This window comes from Marinomonas piezotolerans, from assembly GCF_003362755.1.
Taxonomy (GTDB): Bacteria; Pseudomonadota; Gammaproteobacteria; order Pseudomonadales; family Marinomonadaceae; genus Marinomonas; species Marinomonas piezotolerans.
On sequence record NZ_QKRA01000002.1, the window covers coordinates 431,869 to 454,232 of the forward strand.

Consider the following 22,364-nt stretch of genomic DNA (forward strand, 5'->3'; position numbering starts at 1 on the left):
GATTGCGTTTTTTTGGTGCGTTGGCAGGGCACGTCATGGCGGTGGTTACCTCGGCAAGTCGCTGAAGGCATTGTTTCACATGGAAATCTCAAGAAACAATTGTTTTTCACGCTTGCCATTATCGGTGCGGTGGTGGCTGAGTTTGTCGCAGCGGAAGAAGGGTTAGGCTACTTCATTCAATTTTCGACGTCTTTCTTTAAAATTCCGCAAGCGTTTGCAGGGTTGATCTTTTTGGCGGCGATTAGTTTGCTGTTGTTCAAATCCGTGCAATGGGTACAGGCGTGGTGGTTCCCTTGGAGCCTGCCGAAGAAGAAACATTAATAAGAGACATGACATGAGCTTAGATGAAAACGACACGGCTTTGTTGCGCCAAAGCTTTGCTCTAGCAGATGAGGCGAAACAACAAGGTATCCATCCGTTTGCGGCGATGCTTGTGGATGCAGAAGGGCAATGCTTAATGTCTCAAGTAAATGGCTATTTGCCTGATTTGGATATGACGGGTCACGCCGAACGCAAGCTGATGACACGCGCCAGCAAAGCATATCGACCAGAGTTTCTGGCAACCTGCACTATGTACGTCTCAGCAGAGCCTTGTGCCATGTGCGCGGGCGCTGCGTATTGGGCGGGTCTCGGTCGTGTTGTATATGGTCTGAGCGAAGCGCGCTTAAAAACCATTACCGGTAATCACCCAGAAAACCCCACGCTTGATTTGCCCTGTCGCGCAGTGTTTGATGCAGGGCAGCGAAAAGTAGAGGTGGTCGGCCCCTGTTTAGAAGACGAGGCCGCCGCGCTACATGAAGGTGTTTGGTAAGCCCCACACCGTTTATTTTGAACCGAAGGAGTAGAAGCAGTCAGGCGCTTAGCCAGGTCATTGCTCCAGAAACTTTAGGAGATTGCTATGACTCAATCCTATTCTCTGGAAGAGCTACAACGTGAAACAACCTTTGGCGGCGCGGGTGTTGACGCGGATGATCGCCAAGTTCCGATCATTGACTTAACTAACTTTGAACAACGGCGTGAGGAAATCGCCGATGAGTTGTGGTGTGCTGCGACCGAGATCGGCTTTTTTCAGTTGAAAAATCACGGTATTCCCCAGTCGGAAGTCGATGCGGCGTTTAAAGAAGCTAATCGATTTTTTACATTGCCGAACGACGTGAAAGCCCAATATCCACGGCCAAAAGGCGTGAATGCAGGGTGGGAATCACGCAGTCAAATCCGCCCTTCTACGGGCACAGCCGATGAGAAAGAGTCCTACCAAATTACGCAGTATCATATGGATGACCTATGGCCGAGCGAAGCTGAGCTGCCTGATTTCCAAGCCAATGTGATGCGTTTTGAACAGCAATGTTGGGAAGTCGGGATGAAGGTGTTGTCCTGTTTCGCAGACAAGCTTGGGTTTGAGCGAGACTTCTTTACTAAAGCACACGACCCCAAACAGAGCGATTACCAATCTACGTTACGCTTACTGCACTATTTCCCAACCCAAGGCGTGACGGAGCAAGGCGACATTTGGCGTGCGGGCGCGCATACCGATTTTGATTGTTTAACCTTGTTGTTACAGCACGCTGGGCATGGTGGTTTACAGGTGTGTCCTGGGAAGGAAGCGGACACGAAACGTTGGACAAATATCCCGCCGCTTGCGGACGTCATTACGTGTAATATCGGTGATATGTTGATGCGATGGAGCGACGATCAGCTGAACTCTAATCTGCACCGCGTGCGGTTGCCTAGAGTAGACGAATACTGTGGTAGTCGATATTCGGTGGCGTTCTTTTGCCAAGCCAACAAAACACAAATCATCCAAGGGCCGAACAAACGCTACCAGCCCATCTCTGCGCAAGATTTTTTGAATCAGCGGATACAAGCGAACTTTGCGAAAGCAGATCGTTAGTAAGGGATGCGTTGCGAAATGCATATTTTACGCCTTTTGATGAGTCCCTTTCATTAATAAGCATGATGGTTTGTGGTAAGGTACACCGCAATTATAGGTTGCCGAGGTACGCCTCGGCATGAAAAAGGGAAGCTTGTGAAAATCGAGCGCTGCCCCCGCAACGGTTATCAAGTTAAGCACTATCGTTTACCACTGTGTCCAGATGTGTCATGGGAAGGTGATAGTGTGAGCATATGCTGCTTGTCAGTCCGGAGACCTGCCTATAGTTAGGGGCTTTTCCGTCGACGAAGACGGTCTAAGCGAGTATCCATCACTGTGCGGGCGTGCGCAGTGTTAATGCAGAACACATCATGACTCAATCACTCAATGCACTTCCAGCGTTTGCCAAATCGGCGATAACGCTCAGTATTCTTTCGTCCATTGCTAGCATCGCTTACGCTGATGACAATGAGACGTCTTCAACCACCAGTTTTGTTTTACCGATCGTCGTCACGGGCACCTCTACGCCGGTAGCGGCTTCTGATTCGCTAGCGTCAACAACCGTCATTGATGCTGAAGAGATCGAAAAGCAGCAACCTCAAGAATTAACCGAGTTACTCGCAGGGCAACCGGGGATCGATCTCGCCACAAACGGCGGCTACGGCAAAACTACCAGCGTCTACGTCCGTGGTAATGACAACGAATCCACATTGCTGATGATCGACGGTATTCCTTTGTATTCGGCGTCCAGTGGTGGCGCATCATGGGGGGTTGTGTCGCCCTCTTTGCTAAATCGTATTGAAATCCTGCGTGGCCCGCGTGCGACCCTTTATGGCGCTGGCGTATCTGGCGGTGTTGTACAGGCATTTTCTGAAGACCGTTACGGTGATCCGCGCGTTGTATTGGAAGCGGGCGGTGGCTCGTTTAATACACAAATATTAGGCGTAACGGTAGACGGCGGTGCAAACGGCACATCTTATGTTTTGGCTCTTGATGCGCTTAAAACAGATGGCGTAGAGATTAAGCCTGATGACGGTAACAAAGGACTAGAGCGCCAGAGCTTGCTCGCAAAGCTTAAGCATGAATTTGACAGCGGTGCTTATGTGTCAGGTGTTATCGCGAACAGTACTGGCCACACTGAATATGTGGGTGATGAAGGCGACTTTCGCGTCGGGGTCGTGGGCGCGACATTAGGCGTTCCATTGGCCGACTTGGGCGAGACAAAACTTACGTTAAGTGAGGCGCGTGATGAATCGGATGCGGACGTCCGTGGTTCCCATTACAACACCAAAATTCAGCGCGCACGATGGGAAAACATTTTTTGGGCTGGTGATCATGAATACATTCTTGGTGCTGAAATCTCAGATACATCGCTAGATGGTTACACGGGATCCGCAGTGTATGACGTCGCTGATCAGCGTAATACAGCGGGCTTTGCACAAGCGTTATTCGATTTCTATCCTTTTAGTGCGCAGTTGAATATTCGTCAAGACGATCATGAACGCTATGGTTCGAGTACCACGGGTGGAATCGCGTTAGGGTATGCGTTGGATGAGGCACACCAGCTTCGCGCCAGCTACGGCACGGCATTCCGTGTGCCCAGCTTCAACGATCTCTATTGGCCTGGCTTTGGTAATGAAAACCTGAAACCGGGTGAGTCGGAAACGGTCGAGTTAGGCATTAATGCTACCTACTCTCAGTTTTTCTGGGATGCCGCCGTGTATCAGACAGAATACAAAAACCTAATTGATGCCTCGTCGACCTCCGTGAGCAATGTCGCAGTAGCGCGCATGCAAGGGGTGGAGTTAAGTTCTGGCTTCGATTGGGATCAATGGCGCGTACAAACCGCTTTGTCTTTCTTGGATGCGAAGGATCTGGATTCTGGTAAGCGTTTACGCCGCCGTGCAGAGAAAAGCGCTCGAATTGATGTGGACCGTGCTATCGAGAATGGCGGTTTAGGCTTCTCTGTGATTGGCTATGGCGAACGTTACGATGATAAAGCCAATACTCGCCGTTTACCGGGCTATGCGTTACTTAACCTGCGTGCTCATTATGAGTTTGCCGAAGATTGGGAAGCTAAGTTCACCGTGAAAAATGCGTTGGATAAAGACTATGTCACGACTCGAAATTTCAGTGGCTGGTATTACCAAAACCCGGGTGTTGGCGCGTTCTTAACGATCCAATACACAGCGCTTTAAGGAATCAACACGATGCGCACGGCTTTGAAAACGCTCTTGTTGACGACACTGACGCTCTGCTCTGCTAAGTCAGTGATGGCGCAGCAATGTGTGGTGGATGATCGACAGCGAACGGTTTGCATGGATAAGCCTGCGCAGCGTATTGCGACGTTATCGCCTGGCGCAACGGAGTTAGCTTTTGCCGCAGGCGCAGGCAGCAAAGTCGTCGCGGTTGTGTCGTACAGTGATTATCCGCCGCAAGCGAAGCAGATCACCTCAGTGGGCAGCCATACCCGTATTGATATGGAGCGTCTTGTCAGCTTACAGCCAGATTTAGTTCTGGCATGGCGCACGGGCAATCCACCTGAGCAAATTGATCTGTTGGAGAAAATGGGGCAGACGGTGTTTATCATTGAGCCACATGAGTTTGATGAGATCGCTACCGCAGTGAAGCGCATAGGTACGCTTGCTGGCACAGAAGTAGTGGCAGATGACGTCGCTGATACGTTTCTGGCGGGTATTGAGCAATTACGTGAACGTTATCAAAATGCGCCGAAAGTACGCACCTTTTATCAAGTGTGGGATGAGCCGTTGATGAGTATGAGTGGGAAACATTACATCAGTAAGGTTGTTGCCTTATGTGGTGGTGTGAATGTCTTTGCCGACTCGTCGCGGATGATTCCTCGTTTGAACGTCGAATCGGTCTTATTGCAAAACCCAGAAGCGATTATTGCAGGGGGCATGGGTGAAGAAAATTCGAGTTGGCTACAGGCGTGGCGCGCATTTCCTGAAATGCGTGCCACGGCACAGGGTAACTTGTTCTTTGTGCCGCCTTCGTTGATCCAACGACCTACCCCCCGTGTGCTCGAGGGTGCGCGCATTCTTTGTGACAAACTGGATATCGCCCGTGCTCGCCGCTAGCGTCTCTCGGTCTTTGCCGTCATCTAAGCGGTTTTCACTGAGTGTGTTGGTGTGCGCTTCTATCGTCATCATGTTGTTTGCCCTGACGCAAGGCAGCGCTTCGCTCTCTATTCGAGAAGTATGGCTGGCGCTAACGGGCGAGGGGACGCCTCTGGCCACCACCTTAGTCATGGAGCTGCGATTACCACGCATCTTAGCAGCCTATGCAACAGGAGGCTTGCTCGCCGTTGCTGGGGCATTGATGCAGATTTTGCTACGTAACCCTTTAGCTGAGCCCTATGTATTGGGCATTTCTGGTGGCGCTTCGGTGGCCGCCTTAGTGTCCATTTTACTTGGCATCTCTGGGGTGTTGCTGTCAGGGGCGGCGTTTTTGGGGGCAATGGTATCAACGGTGCTGGTATTTGGTATCAGCCAAGCAGGGCGCACCAGTTCTTCTTTGCGACTGTTATTAACGGGTGTTGTCATCGCTGCGGGTTGGGGCGCGTTGATTACCCTGATTTTAGCGCTTGCGCCACCGCATAAGCTCCCTGGCATGTTGTATTGGCTGATGGGCGACTTATCCTACGCCGGATCCCCCATTTTGCCTTGGTGTATGCTGATTGCGGTGTGTGTGGTTATCGTGCCACTGGGTCGTAGTCTAAATGTATTGGCACGTGGCGCATTGCAAGCCGCATCATTGGGTGTGGATGTGAAGCGATTAGAGCGTCTTGTGTTTGTATTGGCAAGCCTGCTGACCGCTGTTGCGGTGACGACCGCAGGCAGCGTTGGGTTTGTCGGACTGGTCGTTCCACATTTGCTGCGCATGGTATTGGGCAATGATCAGCGCGTTACGTTACCTGCGTGTGCGTTGGCGGGTGGTTGTCTATTAACCTTAGCCGACACGCTCGCGCGCGTGGTGATTGCCCCAGAACAGTTACCCGTGGGCGTGATTACTGCGCTATTGGGCGTCCCGACATTTTTACTCTTATTACGTAAGGGGCGACTATGACGCAGTTAGTCCTTGATCGTATGGTGGTGGATATTCCCCAGCAAGGTGCGATGTCGCCGTTGACCATGAGTTTATCCAGTGGGCAGTTATGGGGAGTGCTTGGGCCAAATGGGGTGGGAAAAACCACGTTACTGCATACCTTGGCGGGTATTCTTGCTCCGCGTTCGGGCAGGATTGAACTGGACGCGACGCCCTTAGCAAAGCTCGCTCGACCCATGCTTGCCCAGTGTATTGGGGTGATGTTTCAAGATCATCAAGACGGTTTTCCCGCGACGGTGTATGAAACCGTATTGCTTGGGCGTCACCCACATTTGGGTGTTTGGCAGAAGGAAAGCGATCAGGATCACGCTATTGTCCTTAATGCCCTGAAGAGTTTGGACCTGCTGGCGTTGCAAAACCGTTTAATCACGGAGTTATCAGGCGGGGAGCGCCAACGTGTGGCGTTAGCCATGCTCAAAGCGCAGCAGCCGAAGGTTTGGCTCGTTGATGAGCCGACCAACCACCTCGACTTAAATCACCAAGTGCGAGCAATGGAGATTCTTGCCGAGCAGTCCTTACAAGGTGATTGTGTGGTGGCCTCTTTGCATGACGTGAATCTCGCCGCGCGTTGGTGCACGCATGTGTTGCTCCTGTATCCAGACCGTCCACCTCTCTGGGGTGAGTCGGCTTCTTTATTAACCACCGATCATCTAGAGCCACTTTATCGCCAGCCATTGGCGGTGACAGAGCTTGAAGGGCGTTCTGTGTTTGTGCCGCGGAGCACGTAATCACGACTAAAGGACGACCGAGCGCCGTTGAATGCATAGACCCGTATCGTGAAACGTATTAGGCTTAGCGCCCATCATTCGATAGTCGGAGTGTGTGATGAACGAACCGAAAAGACCCATCAATGTACATAAGGCCTATCATGCCCATGTATATTTTGACGCGAGTACAGTCGAATTTGCGACCCAGCTTTGTAATGAGGCCGGTGCAAAATTCGGGTTACGTGTAGGGCGCGTCCATCAGAAATTAGTCGGCCCTCATACACGTTGGAGTTGTCAGCTTGTCTTTAGCCAGCAATCTTTTGATGACGTGGTGCCATGGCTTGATGAGCACCGCAACGGTCTATCAATACTGATACATGGTGTTACGGGCGATGACTACAAAGACCACACTGATCATGCCTATTGGTTGGGTGATGAAGCGGACTTATATCTAGGAAACTTCTTATAGTGCCGAGTCGGTCTACGGCTCTAATTCATCCAGCTCTTCATAAAGCCCAGAGATTGCTTGTGTGCGACGTTGAGCTTGTTTGCCAATATGGCGATACACTCGGTTAGACAGCATTGAAACCAGACTCATGGGGGCTGCGTAACTGTCGAACGGGCTGTCATTGCCGAGATGACACACCAACACATTATTGACTTGTTGATTGTAGACTTGGCCTGTTGGATCCGTGATCAAAATGGTATTGCGGCCTTTAAGTGTCTCCACGATTTTCTTAAAGGCTCGTGTACGGCGACGAAATCCAAGTAGCACGATGACTTCGCCATCAATGATGTCGTGCAAGTCTTCCCCGAGTGTCTGCCCAGGCTGCGGTAATAAGCGAATTGAAGCGCGTACTTGCTGCAATTGTTGGCGAAAATGAAGTGCAATGGGGTAGGCATTACGAAACCCAATAAGCGTAACGCGGCTGGCTTCGGCAAGCTGTTTGCTGATGTCGTTAAGGACCTCCGGCCGCAGGCCTTCAAAGGTACGCGAAAGGTTATTTAGCTCCTCGGCGGTTTGATCGATGGTGCTGCCTTGAGTCAAAACAGGCACTCCACTCTCTCTTAAAGCTAACTGCGCTTGTTTGGCATCCTGTTGCGACTCAAACCCTATTTGGCGAAAGAAGCGGCTCACTGTGGCCTTAGAGGTATTGGTATGCTCCGCGATTTCAGCAGATGTTTGGCTAACGATGGCTAAAGGATGTTGCTGTAAATAGTTGGCGATGGTGCGTGCCGAGGGTGACAGCGACGGATAGTTTTGCTCGATTAGCGATAGGACATCTTGTTTCACGGTGTGGTTACAGCCTTATTCAATCAGTGTATGAGTATAAGGTAATCGAAAGCGAACAGTGTGCCAACTGAGATTATTTCTCATGGTACGTTTGTTTCAGTGGTATCTAAGCTTGGAGGGAGCAGCCATTGTCCTAGTGGCCGCATTGTAATGCACATATTTGATGCATTTTATGCTTTCTAAACTCGATCTATTTTGTTATGTTATAACATAATTCAAATGCAAGCTGATTGATAGTATGTCCTCCGTTATCCCAGCCTCAAAATGCGTACTAGAAGTGCGTAATCTAGCCCTGTCTTTAGACCAGAAAACGCTGGTCGATAACATCAGCTTTTCGTTGTACGAAGGAGAGCGGGTGTGTCTGATTGGCGCGTCAGGGTCGGGGAAATCTCTGACGGCCCGTGCAATCAATGGCACGGTCGCACCCTACATCAAGGTGGCGGGTGACATTCTTGTGAATGGGATCTCAGTGGCGCAACAGCCGGTCTTGGCACGACGAGCACACGCCCGTGTGGCAACGGTGTTCCAAGATACGTTCAGTGCGCTGAACCCATTGATGAGTGTGGGTAAGCAATTGTCGCTGAGTACCAATATTCAATCGCGCGACGAGTTATTAGCGCTGTTACAGCAAATGCAGTTGAAAGACGCTGAGTCCTTACTCGCACGTTTGCCCTCTGAATTGTCGGGTGGCCAGCGGCAGCGTTTGTGCATCGCTTTTGCACTGCTTAGTGGCTCAAACTTATTGGTTGCCGATGAACCGACCACCGCACTGGATGTGCTGAGTCAGCAGCAAGTCATTAAAGTTTTGCGTCAATGTTGTGATGATCATGTGTGCACCCACTCTGAAGACTTACACGGTAGCCCATTGTCGTTGCTGTTTATCACCCATGACATCAGTGTCGCTGCACAGTTGTGTGACCGTGCCATCGTGATGCAGAACGGAAAGATCGTAGAGCAAGGTGCATTAGCGCAGTTATTGAGTGCGCCACAACATCCCTATACCCAAAGCTTGATCGCGGCGGCTCAACAAGTCTTTTCGGACATGGCCCTACCGTCAAAAAAGGTTGTTAACGCATGAGTCAGGTGCCTTTTTTACAGTTGGAAACACTGCGCTATGGTCGTGATCGTGCATCCGATATCATTCCTTCATTGAGCTTGAACATCGGTCAGAAGGAACGCATCGGTTTAGTCGGCGAGTCCGGCTGTGGTAAATCTACGTTACTCAAATTGATACTTGGTGTGATTCAAGCTCAGTCAGGTCAGATTCATTGCGAAGGCGAGCCGATACGCATCACACCGTGGCGCCCGATGAATCATTATCGCAAGTTAGTGCAGTACATTCCGCAAGATCCGCATACGGCCTTACCGCCACACCAAACTGTCGCCACTTTACTGTCTGAACCCATCAAGCGGCTTAAGCTGGGCACCCCTGATGTGGCCATGTTGCAGCGCGCGATAGAGCAAGTGGAGTTGCCACATTCAGTACTGGCCCAAAAAGCCAGTGAGCTGTCGGGGGGGCAAGCCCAGCGTGTTGCGTTAGCCCGTGCTCTGATTATCAAACCTAAATTTCTTCTGGCGGATGAACCCACCAGTGGCCTGGATCTCCCTTTACGTGAGCAAGTCAAGGCTCTGCTTTCGCAGGTATGTGATGAGAATCAAATGGGGCTGTTGGTAGTCACCCATGATATTTCCATGGTGTCAGGGTTGTGTGACCGCATGCTCGTCATGCAGCAAGGGCGCATCATCGAAGACCAGCCCACCGCCGATGCCTTGCGAGCACCGAACAATATTTATACCCAACGCCTTCTTGAGGCGGTGCCAACCGTTCATGCCAATGCATGGCAACCTTCTTCTTTATTATCGAACTAACTTAAACAAAGGAAATTCTCATGAAGCCGAAGAAAACTTGGTCGTGGATGGCGCTTGCGTTGTCTATCACAGCATTAACGGGCTGTTTTGACGGAAGTGAAGACGTGACACAGAGCGCCGATGCCACGGCTCAAACTCAAGACGACCGTTTGAAGCTGGCGATGTTGTTGACGCCTCGTACAGGCCTGTCGCCATTGAGTGATGATGCCTTTAAATTCTCCCGTTGGAGCGTTGGTGAGACCTTAGTATTTTTAAATGCCGAAGGCACGTTAGAACCTAAACTGGCGACCGAGTGGGAACAGATCACTCCGAATGATTGGCGCATTACGTTACGAGAAGGCGTTATGTTCCACGATGGCACGAAAATGGATGCAAGCGCCGTGGCCAATGCGCTCGATAAGGCGGCGAACGCTGCGCCTAAACCGCGCATTCTAGACGGTGTGGATTGGACCGTTAAAACCGATGGTGACAACGCGGTCATCGTCAGCAGTAAAGAGCCAGACCCGCTGTTGGCGCAACGTTTAAGCAGCCCACAGCTCACCATTTTAGCGCCAAGCGCTTACGGCGAAAACGGGGCGATCAACCCAGAAAGTACCGCAACAGGCCCGTTTCGTCTGGTGAAATTAAATGGCTCAAGTACCGCCACGGTCGATCGATTTGATGGCTATTGGGGCGAACCCGCCAAACTGGCGGGCATTGACGTAAGCTTCGTGCCAGATGGTATCGCGCGTGCATCGGCGCTGCGCACTGGGGAAGCCGATGTGGTTGAGGCGATTCCAGTGTCGCAAGCTCCGCTGCTGGATCCGTCTATGATTCGTGAAGTTGCGATGCCGCGTACCAATACGCTGTATGCGAATATGAACAGCAGTGTTATGAAGGATGCGGGCATGCGCGCCGCGGTGCGTGAAGCACTTGACCGTCAGCAGTTGATCGACAACGTTTACGAGTCTCGTGCAGACATCGGTGTGGGCTTGCTTGGTCCAGCGCTACCTTGGGCGGCAAAACTGCGTCAACCCGTGGCAGCGCCGGTTGCCCCTTCTGATCCCCAGGGCGTGGAGATTGTATTGGGTACCTATACCGACCGAACTGAACTCCCTGAAGTGGCGGTGTATTTGGCTCAGCAATTGACTGAAGCGGGCTTTACCGTCAAGCAAGATGTGCGCGAATACTCGCAAATTGAACAGGATGCATTGGCAGGTAAATTTGACTTGTTTATCTTGTCGCGTGCCACCATGTTGGATCTCGGTGACCCCGTTGCTTACATGTCGAGCGACTTCACCTGTGAAGGTTCTTATAACCTAGCACAGTTGTGTGATCCGGCGATCGATGACGCCATTGAGGCGGCGTCTGTGTTACCCGCTGGTGAAGCGCGTCAAAAAGCCATCATGAAAGCGGAACGTTTGATCTTGGCAAGCGATGCGGCCATTCCCCTATTACACGAGCGCGTGATTCAAGGCGAATCAAAGCGTGTTAGAGAGGCCATTGCGGATCCCCGCGAGCGTTTGATTATTTCAACGCAAACTCATCTTGTGTCTTCTGACTCAGCGAAATAAGCGTTTAGCACTTCTATGAAAGCTCGACTACAAACGACGTTACAAGCTGCGGTTAAGACCTTTCCTCTTGACCGATCTTGGGCCTTTACTCTGTCTTCACGATTACTGTCCCTTATGGGGATAGTCATCGTGGTGGCAATGCTACCTTGGCTGTCAGGCCAAGACCCCGCATTGGCATTATTGCGGGCGCGCTATTCAGAGCAAAACCCGACCCCCGAGACATTAAACGCGATTCGCGAGTCCTTAGGCTTAGACCAAGGTCCGATGGCGCTAATGTTGTCTTGGCTTAAGGGGCTACTGCATGGCGATGCGGGAATATCTTGGGTCTCAGGAAAACCCATATTAGGCGATATGTTGAACGCGGCAGGGGTGTCTCTAACGCTGATGGGGTTTACCTTAGGCGTGTCGTTTGTACTGGCTTTGTTACTGTGTATCCCAACCATTCGACGCGGCCTGCGAGGTCAGGCCTATCGTAGCAGTGGCGCGTTTGCGGTGCTGTTGACGGCCTTACCCGAATTTGTCTTGGCTTCGATGTTGTTATTGGTCGGCTCGGTGTGGCTAGGATGGCTGCCGACGTATGGTTGGAAAGGCATTTCGTATGTGGTTTTACCAGCGCTAGCGTTAGCGATTCCCACCGCGGGTTACCTAGGGCGGCTATTGTCCGACAATATCGCACAAGTCTTCACCGAGGCATGGGTCGCCACGTGGAGTGTCGCCGGCGTGAGTCGTTGGCACATCGTTTTAGCGGTGCTTCGCCGGGCTCTGACCACGGTATTGCCTATGATCGGCCTGACCATTGTGGCACTGACGGGCAGTGTGGTGGCCATTGAGAAAATTTTCGCCATCCCTGGCATTGGTCGTGCCACGCTTGGGGCGGCGGTGTCGAAAGACGTGCCATCCTTGCAACTGGGTGTGTTGTTCATGCTCGTGTTTGCCTTCTTTATTGGTATGCTGGTGAATGTCTTAAAGGCGATGATTCTCGGTCAAGCATTGCGTCAGGGGGCGATGCCGATTCCAAAAGAAGCGGATGTCATTCTGGCTAAAAGTACACGTCTGATTCCCGTGATGTGTTTACTGTTATTGGTCGTTATGACCTGCGCTGGCATCACACGTGATCCTTATTCAGTGGAATTTATGCGCTTACAAGCGCCGTCGTTGGCGCTACCGTTTGGTGCCGATGCGATGGGGCGTGATTTGTTAGCACGCTTAGCTCACGGCAGTTTCTACACCTGTGTGTTAGCGATCGTCGTGGCGTTGGTGTCTTTGCTTTTGGGCTTTGTTATAGGGCAGTTCCCTCGCTTGATGGCAGGGCCCATTGAAGTCGCGAACGCATTGCCACCGATTTTGAGTGGATTATTGGTCGCGGCGGTCTATGGCCCCGGGCTGGTGGGGGCCTCCATTGCTGTGATTTTGGTCAGTTGGGCACCGTTGGCCGCCCATGCTTCAGCACTCACCGCTGAAGTGAAAGCGCGCCCATATGTTCAAATGCTGCCATTAATCGGCGTGGGAGTGATACGTCGCAATGTCTTTTACGTGTTTCCTGCGGTGATTAAACCACTGTTACGCCATGCGATGTTACGCGTTCCGGGGATCGCTTTGACGTTGGCATCGTTAGGGTTCTTAGGCTTAGGTGCGATGCCTCCAAGCCCAGAGTGGGGCCGTATCTTAGCCGAAGGCTTGCCCTATATTGAACGCAGCTATTGGGTCGTTATAGCGCCTGTTTCAGCGTTAGGCCTTCTGTCTGTACTGGCGGTGAGTACGGCTAGCGCCTTTGGTAACCGCCGTTAGCTCGATAATTGGATCTATGACGTCGGCTGCCAGATGAGCGAAAAGGTAATATTGCGCGTATACTTGTCGGCCATTTACCCGTTTTAGGATCACATGTATGTCGCTTCTGTTTGAAGAGCTGGATAGCCAAGACTCGCCTTTAGGTGAGATTTCCCTTCGTAAGCGACGCATCCCTGCTTTGGGGGATCGTGATATCTACGAAGTAAAGCTGGGCGATGAGTTTTTGATGTCGAGTATGTTCGTTGACGCCGAAGAAGCGCTCTCAACCTTAGGGCTGGCGCAGGTAGAAGGTGACAAGCTAAATGTTGTCGTCGGTGGTTTAGGACTTGGCTACACTGCGGTTGCAGCCTTGGCCGATGAACGCATTGCCGAGCTGCTAGTAGTGGACGCGATAGAAACCGTGATTCATTGGCATCAACAAGAAATGGTGCCCCTTGGTAAAGTACTCAACGCGGACCCTCGTAATCGCTATGTGCTGGGTAGCTTCTTTGACTTAGCAACGGCCCCAGAGACAGGCTTTGACCCGCAACATGCGGGTAAAAAGTTTGATGCGATTTTGTTAGACATTGACCACTCGCCAACGGAATACCTCAACCCTGCTAACGCTGGGTTCTACACCACTGCGAACTTGACTCTGATGGCAGAGCAACTGGTTGAAGACGGCGTATTTGCCATGTGGTCGCAGAACCCACCGGAAGACGACTTCTCTGCCTTGCTGAGCACGGTTTTTGATACAGTCGAATCTCATTTGATAAGTTTCGACAACCCCTTCCAAGGCGGTGTCGCGACTAATTCCGTGTATGTTTGCAAGCGTCCCATCCGCTAGGGGCAGTGGTGAGGTCGCGGGCATCGATCTCTATATCGCTAAATCTGATGTTGCGGAATGACTAGCGAGTGCTGAATCCGATGATGGTGGATCGCGCCAAAGCATCAGAGTTTATAACTTACCATTCAAGTACTGGATCTCTCCGAACCCAAAACTCCAATCAACATCCGTATTAGTCATAATGGAGATCATCAGGTCCTTTGGATCTAGGTCGCATTGAGCGGTTAGCTTACTTGCCATTAACTCGTAAAAGTCTTGTTTCATAACGGTCGCGCGTGCACTGGTAAAGACTTGTACGGCAATGGCCTTGTCCGTGCGCTCGAAACCGAGTCCTGTGTCTTGAAGTATCATACGACCAGGCTTATGTTCGGTGACAATCTGATAGCGATCTCGTTTAGGGACTTTAAAAGCGCTCAATACACATTCATGTATCGTGTCCATTAAGATTTTGAGGTCTTCATCGCTACGACCTTCCGTGACATCTATACGTACTAATGGCATGTTTGTCTCCTGATTTATAACGAGCTTTAGGTATAACAATGTGCGAATGTGGGATCAATTGATTGTCAAAATGTGACCTGTTTTGTCTTTGTTGTGACACAAATGCCCCGAGCGTCGGCGACTAATGTGTGTTGTTTAACGCCAGAGTGATCGGATCAAGATTATCGTTGTGAATATTATTTCTTACGTTTGATGTATTTATTAGCCATGGAGATTGCAGTGAAACAATCAGTTAAAGAGCGGTTTGCGGAGTATCCAGAGGACGCTCGGAGTCGATTGGAAGCATTACGCAATATGGTCTTTCAGTTAGCAGAAGGATTGGCGTTAGGTGAGGTGGACGAATCTTTGAAATGGTGCGAACCAAGCTATCGTGTGAAGACGGGGAGTCCGATTCGAATGGATTGGAAGGCAAAAACGCCAAATCACTGTTATGTGTTTTTTCATTGCCAATCTAAACTAGTGGATACCTTTCGTGCGTTGTACGGCCAAGAATTAGTGTTTGAAGGAAATCGTGCCCTCGTGCTAGATCTCAGTCAGCCTATGCCTGAATTCGCCATCAAGCACTGCCTAGAGTTGGCGTTAACGTACCATCAGCGCAAGCATTTGCCTCTTTTGGGCGCGTAAATAGGGATTAGATTTTGTCTAAGTAATAGGACTGGATAACTTTTTTAGCGAGATCTCAGGAGCCGTGTATGAATTTAGGTTGTTTCTCAATAAGTTTAGCCGTTAAAGATCTGGCCATATCAAAAGCTTTTTATGAAAAGATTGGTTTTGAGGTGTTTGCTGGAGATGAGTCCCATGGTTTTCTTATCATGAAAAATGGGGAGACCAATATTGGTTTATTCCAAGGGATGTTTGATAAAAACATACTCACTTTCAATCCGGGGTGGAATCAAAACGCGGAAGATGTGGAGCCGTTCGATGATGTGCGCCAGTTGCAAAAGCACTTTGAATCCCAGGGTATAGACATCGTTGTCAATTCCATTGCTGGGGACGAAGGGCCATCGAGCTTTTCTGTTATTGATCCGGATGGCAACCCGATACTCATTGACCAACACGTTTAAAAATACGATCAGGTGTTGGTTAGAGGACGTTCTAGTCTAGTGTCATTCGTACAAGACCTAACCTCGCACTTCGACCTAGTCTGAAGGCGATTTCTCGGCAATGATTGTTTTGAGTTCATTGAGGGAGATTGGATAAGACAAATAATAGCCCTGTGCAATTTCGCACCCAAGGGTTTTCAACACTTCGAGTTGTTGCGACGTCTCCACGCCCTCTGCAATAGCGCTTAACTGCAAACCTCGTGCAATCGTTAAAATTGAGTCAACGATGACGTAGTCCGCCGTATTAAAGCCTAAACCGCTAATAAAGCTTCGATCTAGCTTTAGGATATCGACGGGGAGGTGCTTCAAAATAGCCAATGAAGAATACCCTGTGCCAAAGTCGTCAACGGCTACCTTAAACCCAAATTGTTTGATTTGATTAATGAAGCCTTCACATTGATCGAGTTTAGTGAGCATATCGCGCTCTGTGAGCTCCAATATAATGCTCGAAGCAACCTCAGGGGCTTGATCGTGACATTTCTTTAGGTGATCCAATAGGTTCTCTGAGAGGAGCTTGCGCCCAGAAAAATTAACTGACAAAGAGAAGTTACTGGGAACCAAGTTTTGTGAGTGCAATGATATTAAGTCATTGAATACAATATCAAAAACATAATTATCTATGTCGACGATTGCACCGGTCTGCTCGGCGACATCCAAAAACTCTCCCGGTAACAAGACCCCTTTCTCGGGATGGTTCCAGCGCACCAGAGCTTCTGCGCCGTAGATTTCACCAGTGAAGCTGTCGTACTGTGGTTGATATTGTACAAACAGTTCTTGGTTGCGGAGCGCCTTTTTTAATCCTGAGCTTTTCGACATCAAATTGTGGGCTTCGAATGTCATGGAGTCATGGTAAAGTCGATGATGGTCCCGACCAAAGCGTTTGGCATGATACATCGCCGTATCTGCATTTCGGATCAAGGTCTCGGAGTCCTCGCCATGTTCAGGGTACAAACATACGCCGACACTGCCGCCAACAAAGACGGTTTGGTTGTCGATTGTGAACGGCTGTCCAAGCTCCTCATTAATTTGTTTCGCAAGCATGTTGGCCTGTTCCGTCGTCTTAATTGAACGCGCCAAGACCATGAACTCGTCGCCACCCAGTCGAGAGACGGTGTCCGTTTTACCGACAAGATTGCATAATTTCTGCGACACTTCCTGCAGCAATTTGTCTCCGGCACTGTGCCCCATTGAGTCGTTAATGGTTTTAAAGTGATCGATGTCCAAATAGAGCAGGGCAAAACGGTGATTGAATTGCTCTGCGGTGGCAATGGCGGTATCGATGTTTTTATGGATCAGTAAGCGGTTAGCTAAGCCAGTGAGTGGATCGTGATGAGCCAGTTTGTGGAGCTTGGAGCGTTCATTATCCAGGTCGTGATAGGTTTTCTTGAGGCGACTGGCCATCCGATTGAAGGCATTTTCAATCACGTTCCATTCGTCTGATCTATTCAACTCTACAGGATGGTCAAAGTTATAACCCTCAATTTCTTTAAAGCTTCGCTGTAGCCTAGCCAGAGGCTTAGTGATGTTTTGTCGTACCATGAATAAGATCAGTAAAATGCCGACGATCAACGAGATCACGCCCGTTGCAAGCATCCATATACGCATATCGTTTAGATCTTCTCGAAGATCTGTTGATAGGCGCATGGCGCTACTTTGAACGTTTGCCTCAGTGCTCTCTACATAACCGATCAGCGAACTTTGTGTACTCACCAGTGCCGACATAACTAGCCAGCGTTGATTGAGATTCGCGGTCATCTTACGCAGGCTAATTCGATAGCGCTTAATAGTATTTAGTATGGCGTTGCTGGATTGTTCGACTGCCGCTGAGAGCTTCGGCATATTGTTCAAGTGCATTTCAAGGATATTAAGCTCTTTCAATACTTTGATAATGACCACTTGTTCCGTATCTGGGGTAATACTACTGCGAACCGATGCCGCCATTTTGCCTACGCTTAAATACGACTCGCGAATTTGGTGCATGATTTCTAAGTCATTTCTGAAATCTGAGTCAGGATTGGCAACCAGTTGTGTCACCGAGGTTGAGGCTAAGGCAAAATCTAGCTGATCAATTTCATTGCCAAGCCGTTTATCGATCTGAGACAACTCCTTTAGGATTCGATTCAGCGTAACGGAGTTACCTAAAAAACGATGGAAGTCGACGATGAAGTTGTTCATTTTGAGTAGGAAGCTATCGTCATCGGAAAGAGAGCGAATGCGTTGTAATTGTTCGTCGATGTTAAAGCTTTCTTCTGACAGAATTTCCTCATCGTATAAAAACTTTTGCTCAAGCAGTTGTACCCGAGATGACAACAGAAAAATTTCTCGGCTAATCGCTGAGCTACTACTCAGTTCTTGGATGTGACGCGCTGATTCCTGCTCCAGCAGCAACTCAACATTGGTGAGAGAGCGAATGAGTAGCGCAATACCCAAGCCGAAAGCGCCTAGCAGAACGGTAATGGATATGGCAAATCGAACGCTTAAGTTCATTTTTTTGAATAAGTTCATTGCCATATCTTCCTATAAGCCATGCGGTAGTCGTTATCGGGATCGTAGACGCCGACGTTTAGGACGATATTCTCTAAGTTATTTCTAGTGATTAAATGAACAGGTGCAAGAAACCCACTATGAGACTCCCCCTGAAAAGCACGATTGAACTCATCGATAATTTGCCAGCCTTGCATGAATAGGGGTTCTGGAACGGTTGCAAGCTGATGTTTACCTGAACGAATACGGCGATACGCTTCATGGCTACCGTCGCCCGCCGAAATACTTTTAGGAAGATCTTCAGCAGCGATACCTGACGCTGTCAAAGATGGGACGGCAAAGTCGATGTAGAGGTCATTGATAACGAGAAAGTGTGTAATTTGATTAGGGAACTGGTTAAGCAGTTTAGCAATCGCGGTAGGCATTTCTGCAGCTATGTTATCAAGCGGAATATCCTCAATGGCAAGTAAACGACAATCCGAGCATGCTTGAATACGGGAGGCCATGCGATTGGCTTTCTGCATTGCAATGCTGTAATTCGAATCGGTAAAAATGACGACCTGCGCCTTATAGCCTGAGTTGACGATGGCGAATAAGGCAGCAATGTCACCCACTTCTTCTGCATCAGTCGTGATATTTGTATATAAGCCTAACTCGGGATTCGGACCAGCTTCGTTAGCCGCATGCCAACCAATTACTTTTATACCAAAGTGTTGGGCGGTTTTTATGGTGTCTTCGTGAAATTTTGCGTCAATTCCGCCCAAAACGATACCATCGGGTTTGAGCATAATGGCCCGATTCAATGCGGCGGACTGACGTAGTTTAGACCCCTTGCCATCAAGTAAGTAAAGGTTCCAATCGAGACCTTCCATCGATTCGGTCATACCTTTCACAACACTGTTGACGCCGTCATTGCGTAAATCTGACGCGACAAATACAAGGTGTTTTTTCGGAGCGATGGTCGGGCCAAGCACAGGGCCTTGCCAAAGGCTATCGACCTCAATCGCATTTTGTACTCGTTGCTCAATACTTAAACGATCTTCAATGGCATACTGATACCCTGATAATGTCATTAGAAAAATGGATATCAGTGTCTTAATGACGGTATATTGGCGGCGCGTTGAGCTGTTCACGGTTACAAACATTTACCTTTATTCTGGTCACGTTTAGTGGGGAATCCGTCTAGGATAAGTAAGAATTGTATGCTAACCCCTCCACTTATTATGTTTTTAAAGGATTGATAAATGTCTTTATTTGTAAAAGGCTTATTAACGGCTCTATTGCTGCCCACAGTAGCGTTTGCAGTTGATAGCTCCAGCTCTAATCAAGAGTCTTCGAAGTTAGAGTACTGGTTGGCAAATGAAGTCAATGATGCGGACATCGCTGCGCGCTTTCAGGACGTTGTCAGCTCTAGTCCGGTTAAGATATCTAATACGGGAGTAACTGTTACTCGGATTGCTTTAATTTACCCAAGTGCGGATCTGTCAGACTTTTGGGTACGTAATTACAAAGCACTTACGAAGCGTCTAGATGCTATTGGTGTTGACTATACCATCGATGAATTTAGCTCGCGACAAATTGAGCACGCTTTACAGACTCGCTATATCGATCAGGTGTTAGCGAATCCCGAACAGTACGACTACGTTATTTACGGCCCTTCTGAATTATATGTTCAAGCAGACAATATCCAGCGTCTGGCGCAATCTGATCAATTTAAGTCCTATATTTGGGCGTTTCATACCCCAATGAAACGCTGGCAATATCAGCCCGATGCTTGGTTTGATTTCTCAAGCTCGGTTGGCGCTAAAGCTTTGTGTAAATTTATCGTTCAACGACTCGGCAATGAAGTTTTTTTTGCTATGAACCGAGGCATCCCAGGGATTACCGATGAGCAACGATCAGGGGATTTTAAATCGTGTGTAAAAGAAAAGGGCGATTGGGAAAATCTCTATGAACATTTTGGCCAATACCAAGCCGGTGGTGGACGCGATGGCGCGATCTTGATTACACAGAGTTTTCCTGAGGTATCGATGCTGCATAATGCCAATACCGCGATGACGCTTGGGGCATTAGAATATCTAGAAGAGGCATCCCTAACCGATCAGCTGTATGTGACGGGCTGGGGCGGAACCGCAGCAGAAATAGAGCAAATCAAGCAAGGCAACCTTAATGCGACACTCATGCGTATGGGCGACGATGTAGGGGTTGCGACGGCAGAAGCCATTAAATTCTCATTAGAAGGGCGCCGCTCTGAGATTCCTAAAATCTACCTTGGGCGCATTGAAGTCGTGGATGATCAGATGTCTATCGAAGAGATTGACGAGCGCACCAGAGAAGCTTTCCGCTATTCTGGCGTAGACAGTGATTGAACGACTAAAATGACGATGGCATTTGAGCCCAAATTTGTTTGGCCTGTACGAAGGTCAAAATAGACCTTCGACGTTACCTTGGTCATTCAGACGAATACGGTTGGCAGCAGGATCTCGGGGTAGACCGGGCATGGTCATGATGTCGCCGCAAACCACAACGACAAAGCCAGCGCCCGCAGATAAGTGAACCTCCCGAATCGGAATGGTATGGCCGCTAGGAGCGCCTTTTAGAGTTGGATCGGTCGAGAAACTGTACTGTGTTTTGGCGATGCAGACTGGCAAATTTCCATAACCTGTTTCTTCTAACATAGTGAGGTGGTTGCGAATCTTTTGATCGGCAGTGATGTCTGCCGCGCCATACAATCGCGTAGCGAGAGTGCGAACTTTATCCCACAAGCTTTCACTGTTGTCGTACAGTGCGTGGCATGATGTCGACGTCTCGGATTGGGTAAGTTCCAACACTTGCAGGGCAAGCGCTTCGGTCCCTGCCCCGCCATCCGACCAATGGGAACAGAGTTCGGCGCGCACGCCAGAGGATTCACTGATCTCACGAATGACCGCGAGCTCAGCTTCTGAATCGGTCACAAACTGGTTGATGGCGACCAGTACAGGGACGCCAAATTGCTTCATGTTATCAATGTGTCGAACTAAATTATCGCAACCCGCACGTACCGCTTCGATGTTTTCTGTATCAAGCGCCTCCTTCGCCACACCACCATGCATTTTTAGTGCTCTAACCGTGGCCACAATGACGGCTACATCCGGGCTTAATCCAGCGCTGCGACATTTGATGTCGATGAATTTTTCGGCACCGAGGTCGGCACCGAAACCTGCTTCCGTTACAACATAGTCGGACAGTTTCAGTGCGGTTCGTGTGGCAATGACAGAGTTGCATCCGTGGGCAATGTTGGCGAACGGTCCACCATGTACAAAAGCAGGGTTGTGTTCGAGCGTTTGCACTAAGTTGGGGGCCAGTGCTTCTTTAAGCAAAACAGACATTGGGCCCGGAGCGTTAAGTTGCTTGGCTGTGATCGGTGTGTTGTCGCGACGGTAGCCGACCACGATGTTGCCAAGCCGATGCTCTAAGTCTTTGATGTCTCGAGCGAGGCAGAAAATCGCCATCACTTCTGAGGCGACGGTGATGTCGAAACCATCTTGGCGCGGGAAACCGTTGTTAGGGCCTCCTAGAGCGCACGTAATTTGTCGTAATGCGCGATCATTCATGTCCATCACGCGTCGCCATACGATTCGCCGCTGATCGAATTCTAGCTCGTTTCCCCAGTGAATATGATTGTCTATTAGAGCTGACAGTAAGTTGTGTGCGGTGCTGATCGCATGGAAGTCACCGGTAAAATGAAGATTGATGTCTTCCATTGGAACCACTTGCGCGTAGCCTCCCCCAGCGGCACCGCCTTTCATGCCAAAACAGGGGCCAAGGCTGGGTTCGCGCAAGCATGCGGACGTTGCATGGCCGAGTCGATTGAGGGCGTCGGTTAGTCCGACCGTCGTCGTTGTTTTGCCTTCCCCTGCGGGCGTGGGGGTTATTCCGGTTACTAAGACAAGTTTGCCGTCTGATTTGTGCTCAAGTGTTTTGAGATAGGTGAGATCGACTTTTGCTTTATGACAACCAAAGGGGTGGAGTGCATCGTCGGGTAAGCCCAGCTTGTCTGCAATGTGCTGGATCGGCTTTAAGGTCGCCTGTTGGGCGATGTCGATGTCTTTCATGGTGCACACCTCTACTACTACGTCAGCTGGACAATAAAAGTTTTAGTGTAGTGCACTGAAATGAAGCTTGCCTAATCCGTTGACCAAGGAGAGTGTATTGCGGGCAGTGGACTCAATAAAAGGAGCATGTCGCTCCTTTGTATCTAGGCT

Annotated in this window: 21 protein-coding genes and 1 riboswitch; of the genes, 16 read left to right on the plus strand and 5 right to left on the minus strand. The window is 49.6% G+C overall.

Features of this window, described 5'->3' with window-relative positions:
• The first annotated feature begins 12 nt into the window (after positions 1-12).
• From DN730_RS06005 to DN730_RS06040, 8 genes are all read left to right on the plus strand, one after another.
• Positions 13-321, plus strand: coding sequence for a hypothetical protein (locus DN730_RS06005; RefSeq protein WP_245957901.1), 309 nt, complete (start codon positions 13-15; stop codon positions 319-321).
• A gap of 13 nt (positions 322-334) precedes the next feature.
• Complete coding sequence (locus DN730_RS06010; RefSeq protein ID WP_115467198.1) at positions 335-811, plus strand: nucleoside deaminase; 477 nt, start codon at positions 335-337, stop codon at positions 809-811.
• A gap of 87 nt (positions 812-898) precedes the next feature.
• Positions 899-1,891, plus strand: a complete 993-nt coding sequence (locus DN730_RS06015) for an isopenicillin N synthase family dioxygenase (RefSeq protein WP_115467199.1) — start codon at positions 899-901, stop codon at positions 1,889-1,891.
• A 78-nt stretch (positions 1,892-1,969) separates the two neighbouring features.
• Positions 1,970-2,169, plus strand: a riboswitch (cobalamin riboswitch).
• 72 nt (positions 2,170-2,241) lie between these two features.
• On the plus strand, positions 2,242-4,068 hold the full coding sequence (locus tag DN730_RS06020) for a TonB-dependent receptor domain-containing protein (protein WP_115467200.1): 1,827 nt from the start codon (positions 2,242-2,244) through the stop codon (positions 4,066-4,068).
• A 12-nt stretch (positions 4,069-4,080) separates the two neighbouring features.
• Positions 4,081-4,968, plus strand: coding sequence for a cobalamin-binding protein (locus DN730_RS06025; RefSeq protein ID WP_115467201.1), 888 nt, complete (start codon positions 4,081-4,083; stop codon positions 4,966-4,968).
• A gap of 70 nt (positions 4,969-5,038) precedes the next feature.
• The gene (locus tag DN730_RS06030; protein ID WP_115467202.1) at positions 5,039-5,956 is read left to right on the plus strand and encodes a FecCD family ABC transporter permease; all 918 of its coding nucleotides are present in this window, start codon (positions 5,039-5,041) and stop codon (positions 5,954-5,956) included.
• A complete protein-coding gene (locus DN730_RS06035; protein ID WP_115467203.1) occupies positions 5,953-6,723 on the plus strand; it encodes an ABC transporter ATP-binding protein in 771 nt (256 codons plus the stop codon). Before DN730_RS06030 ends, DN730_RS06035 begins: the two co-directional genes overlap by 4 nt.
• Positions 6,724-6,820: 97 nt before the next feature.
• Positions 6,821-7,171: a DOPA 4,5-dioxygenase family protein gene (locus DN730_RS06040; RefSeq protein WP_115467204.1), complete on the plus strand. Its 351-nt coding sequence runs from the start codon at positions 6,821-6,823 to the stop codon at positions 7,169-7,171.
• A 12-nt stretch (positions 7,172-7,183) separates the two neighbouring features.
• Here DN730_RS06040 and DN730_RS06045 read toward each other — a convergent pair whose 3' ends face one another.
• A complete protein-coding gene (locus DN730_RS06045; protein ID WP_115467205.1) occupies positions 7,184-7,996 on the minus strand; it encodes a MurR/RpiR family transcriptional regulator in 813 nt (270 codons plus the stop codon).
• A gap of 238 nt (positions 7,997-8,234) precedes the next feature.
• Between DN730_RS06045 and DN730_RS06050 the strand changes: the two genes are divergently transcribed.
• The 5 genes from DN730_RS06050 (at position 8,235) to DN730_RS06070 (ending at position 14,032) form a co-directional block, all read left to right on the plus strand.
• Positions 8,235-9,074, plus strand: a complete 840-nt coding sequence (locus DN730_RS06050) for an ATP-binding cassette domain-containing protein (RefSeq protein ID WP_115467206.1) — start codon at positions 8,235-8,237, stop codon at positions 9,072-9,074.
• A complete protein-coding gene (locus tag DN730_RS06055; protein ID WP_115467207.1) occupies positions 9,071-9,865 on the plus strand; it encodes an ABC transporter ATP-binding protein in 795 nt (264 codons plus the stop codon). The genes DN730_RS06050 and DN730_RS06055 overlap by 4 nt, the downstream gene beginning before the upstream one ends.
• Positions 9,866-9,885: 20 nt before the next feature.
• The gene (locus DN730_RS06060; RefSeq protein WP_245957902.1) at positions 9,886-11,418 is read left to right on the plus strand and encodes an ABC transporter substrate-binding protein; all 1,533 of its coding nucleotides are present in this window, start codon (positions 9,886-9,888) and stop codon (positions 11,416-11,418) included.
• A 15-nt stretch (positions 11,419-11,433) separates the two neighbouring features.
• Entirely contained in the window at positions 11,434-13,206 is a 1,773-nt protein-coding gene (locus DN730_RS06065; protein ID WP_115467208.1) for an ABC transporter permease subunit, read from the plus strand.
• A gap of 97 nt (positions 13,207-13,303) precedes the next feature.
• Complete coding sequence (locus tag DN730_RS06070; RefSeq protein WP_115467209.1) at positions 13,304-14,032, plus strand: spermidine synthase; 729 nt, start codon at positions 13,304-13,306, stop codon at positions 14,030-14,032.
• 111 nt (positions 14,033-14,143) lie between these two features.
• On the opposite strand, the gene DN730_RS06075 is transcribed toward DN730_RS06070, so the two are convergent.
• Positions 14,144-14,533, minus strand: coding sequence for a tautomerase family protein (locus DN730_RS06075; RefSeq protein WP_115467210.1), 390 nt, complete (start codon positions 14,531-14,533; stop codon positions 14,144-14,146).
• Positions 14,534-14,752: 219 nt separating this feature from the next.
• On the opposite strand from DN730_RS06075, the gene DN730_RS06080 reads away from it, so the two are divergent.
• Positions 14,753-15,157 carry a DUF1801 domain-containing protein gene (locus DN730_RS06080; protein ID WP_115467211.1) on the plus strand — a complete coding sequence of 135 codons (405 nt, stop codon included), beginning with the start codon at positions 14,753-14,755 and terminating at the stop codon, positions 15,155-15,157.
• 68 nt (positions 15,158-15,225) lie between these two features.
• On the plus strand, positions 15,226-15,597 hold the full coding sequence (locus DN730_RS06085) for a VOC family protein (protein WP_115467212.1): 372 nt from the start codon (positions 15,226-15,228) through the stop codon (positions 15,595-15,597).
• A 75-nt stretch (positions 15,598-15,672) separates the two neighbouring features.
• Here the strand turns inward: DN730_RS06085 and DN730_RS06090 are convergent, their stop codons facing one another.
• Both DN730_RS06090 and DN730_RS06095 read right to left on the minus strand, forming a co-directional pair.
• Positions 15,673-18,141, minus strand: a complete 2,469-nt coding sequence (locus DN730_RS06090; RefSeq protein WP_158541180.1) for an EAL domain-containing protein — start codon at positions 18,139-18,141, stop codon at positions 15,673-15,675.
• Positions 18,138-19,265 (minus strand): substrate-binding domain-containing protein, encoded by a 1,128-nt coding sequence (locus tag DN730_RS06095; protein ID WP_211313834.1) that lies wholly within the window; start codon positions 19,263-19,265, stop codon positions 18,138-18,140. The genes DN730_RS06090 and DN730_RS06095 overlap by 4 nt, the downstream gene beginning before the upstream one ends.
• Positions 19,266-19,364: 99 nt before the next feature.
• Here DN730_RS06095 and DN730_RS06100 point away from each other — a divergent pair, with 99 nt between their 5' ends.
• Complete coding sequence (locus DN730_RS06100) at positions 19,365-20,489, plus strand: substrate-binding domain-containing protein (protein ID WP_115467214.1); 1,125 nt, start codon at positions 19,365-19,367, stop codon at positions 20,487-20,489.
• Between the two features lie 54 nt (positions 20,490-20,543).
• Here the strand turns inward: DN730_RS06100 and DN730_RS06105 are convergent, their stop codons facing one another.
• A complete protein-coding gene (locus DN730_RS06105; protein ID WP_115467215.1) occupies positions 20,544-22,214 on the minus strand; it encodes a formate--tetrahydrofolate ligase in 1,671 nt (556 codons plus the stop codon).
• Positions 22,215-22,364 lie beyond the last annotated feature (150 nt).

Excerpts from the sequence above, each read along its gene's own strand:
- DN730_RS06010 (WP_115467198.1), top strand. The coding sequence starts at position 335 with ATGAGCTTAGATGAAAACGACACGGCTTTGTTGCGCCAAAGCTTTGCT.
- DN730_RS06015 (WP_115467199.1), top strand. The coding sequence starts at position 899 with ATGACTCAATCCTATTCTCTGGAAGAGCTACAACGTGAAACAACCTTT.
- DN730_RS06020 (WP_115467200.1), top strand. The coding sequence starts at position 2,242 with ATGACTCAATCACTCAATGCACTTCCAGCGTTTGCCAAATCGGCGATA.
- DN730_RS06025 (WP_115467201.1), top strand. The coding sequence starts at position 4,081 with ATGCGCACGGCTTTGAAAACGCTCTTGTTGACGACACTGACGCTCTGC.
- DN730_RS06030 (WP_115467202.1), top strand. The coding sequence starts at position 5,039 with ATGTTGTTTGCCCTGACGCAAGGCAGCGCTTCGCTCTCTATTCGAGAA.
- DN730_RS06035 (WP_115467203.1), top strand. The coding sequence starts at position 5,953 with ATGACGCAGTTAGTCCTTGATCGTATGGTGGTGGATATTCCCCAGCAA.
- DN730_RS06040 (WP_115467204.1), top strand. The coding sequence starts at position 6,821 with ATGAACGAACCGAAAAGACCCATCAATGTACATAAGGCCTATCATGCC.
- DN730_RS06050 (WP_115467206.1), top strand. The coding sequence starts at position 8,235 with ATGTCCTCCGTTATCCCAGCCTCAAAATGCGTACTAGAAGTGCGTAAT.
- DN730_RS06055 (WP_115467207.1), top strand. The coding sequence starts at position 9,071 with ATGAGTCAGGTGCCTTTTTTACAGTTGGAAACACTGCGCTATGGTCGT.
- DN730_RS06060 (WP_245957902.1), top strand. The coding sequence starts at position 9,886 with ATGAAGCCGAAGAAAACTTGGTCGTGGATGGCGCTTGCGTTGTCTATC.
- DN730_RS06065 (WP_115467208.1), top strand. The coding sequence starts at position 11,434 with ATGAAAGCTCGACTACAAACGACGTTACAAGCTGCGGTTAAGACCTTT.
- DN730_RS06070 (WP_115467209.1), top strand. The coding sequence starts at position 13,304 with ATGTCGCTTCTGTTTGAAGAGCTGGATAGCCAAGACTCGCCTTTAGGT.
- DN730_RS06075 (WP_115467210.1), bottom strand. The coding sequence starts at position 14,533 with ATGCCATTAGTACGTATAGATGTCACGGAAGGTCGTAGCGATGAAGAC.
- DN730_RS06085 (WP_115467212.1), top strand. The coding sequence starts at position 15,226 with ATGAATTTAGGTTGTTTCTCAATAAGTTTAGCCGTTAAAGATCTGGCC.
- DN730_RS06090 (WP_158541180.1), bottom strand. The coding sequence starts at position 18,141 with ATGAACTTATTCAAAAAAATGAACTTAAGCGTTCGATTTGCCATATCC.
- DN730_RS06095 (WP_211313834.1), bottom strand. The coding sequence starts at position 19,265 with ATGTTTGTAACCGTGAACAGCTCAACGCGCCGCCAATATACCGTCATT.
- DN730_RS06100 (WP_115467214.1), top strand. The coding sequence starts at position 19,365 with ATGTCTTTATTTGTAAAAGGCTTATTAACGGCTCTATTGCTGCCCACA.
- DN730_RS06105 (WP_115467215.1), bottom strand. The coding sequence starts at position 22,214 with ATGAAAGACATCGACATCGCCCAACAGGCGACCTTAAAGCCGATCCAG.